The following is a 1,415-nucleotide window of genomic DNA, read 5'->3' on the forward strand; positions in this document are numbered from 1 at the left end:
GGCTGAGACCTGATGCCGAGCCGATTGTGGTGAAGTGGATGATCCTATGCTGTCGAGAAAAGCCTCTAGCGAGTTTCATGGCGGCCCGTACCCTAAACCGACTCAGGTGGTCAGGTAGAGAATACCGAGGCGTTCGGGTGAACTATGGTTAAGGAACTCGGCAAAATGCCCCCGTAACTTCGGGAGAAGGGGGGCCACATCCGGTGAGAGGACTTGCTCCTTGAGCTGGGGGTGGCCGCAGAGACCAGCGAGAAGCGACTGTTTACTAAAAACACAGGTCCGTGCGAAGCCGTAAGGCGATGTATACGGACTGACGCCTGCCCGGTGCTGGAACGTTAAGGGGACCGGTTAGTCAAGATTCGTCTTGGCGAAGCTGAGAACTTAAGCGCCAGTAAACGGCGGTGGTAACTATAACCATCCTAAGGTAGCGAAATTCCTTGTCGGGTAAGTTCCGACCTGCACGAATGGCGTAACGACTTCTCGACTGTCTCAACCATAGGCCCGGTGAAATTGCACTACGAGTAAAGATGCTCGTTTCGCGCAGCAGGACGGAAAGACCCCGGGACCTTTACTACAGTTTGATATTGGTGTTCGGTTCGGCTTGTGTAGGATAGCTGGGAGACTTTGAAACTCGCACGCCAGTGTGGGTGGAGTCGTCGTTGAAATACCAGTCTGGTCGTGCTGGATGTCTAACCTGGGTCCGTGATCCGGATCAGGGACAGTGTCTGATGGGTAGTTTAACTGGGGCGGTTGCCTCCTAAAGAGTAACGGAGGCGCCCAAAGGTTCCCTCAGCCTGGTTGGCAATCAGGTGTTGAGTGTAAGTGCACAAGGGAGCTTGACTGTGAGACCGACGGGTCGAGCAGGGACGAAAGTCGGGACTAGTGATCCGGCGGTGGCTTGTGGAAGCGCCGTCGCTCAACGGATAAAAGGTACCCCGGGGATAACAGGCTGATCTTCCCCAAGAGTCCATATCGACGGGATGGTTTGGCACCTCGATGTCGGCTCGTCGCATCCTGGGGCTGGAGTCGGTCCCAAGGGTTGGGCTGTTCGCCCATTAAAGCGGTACGCGAGCTGGGTTTAGAACGTCGTGAGACAGTTCGGTCCCTATCCGCTGTGCGCGTAGGAATATTGAGAAGGGCTGTCCCTAGTACGAGAGGACCGGGACGGACGAACCTCTGGTGTGCCAGTTGTTCTGCCAAGGGCATGGCTGGTTGGCTACGTTCGGGAGGGATAACCGCTGAAAGCATCTAAGCGGGAAGCCTGCTTCGAGATGAGTATTCCCACCTCCTTGAGAGGGTAAGGCTCCCAGTAGACGACTGGGTTGATAGGCCGGATATGGAAGCACGGTAACGTGTGGAGTTGACCGGTACTAATAGGCCGAGGGCTTGTCCTCAGTTGCTCGCGTCCACTGTGT

1 rRNA gene is annotated in these 1,415 nt (G+C 55.8%); it reads left to right on the forward strand.

Annotated features, from left to right (window positions below):
- Window positions 1–1,394 (forward strand): 23S ribosomal RNA (locus tag AC07DF_RS41325); the annotation flags it as partial.
- Window positions 1,395–1,415: the final 21 nt, after the last annotated feature.

This window comes from Streptomyces sp. NPDC044719 (genome assembly GCF_056433405.1).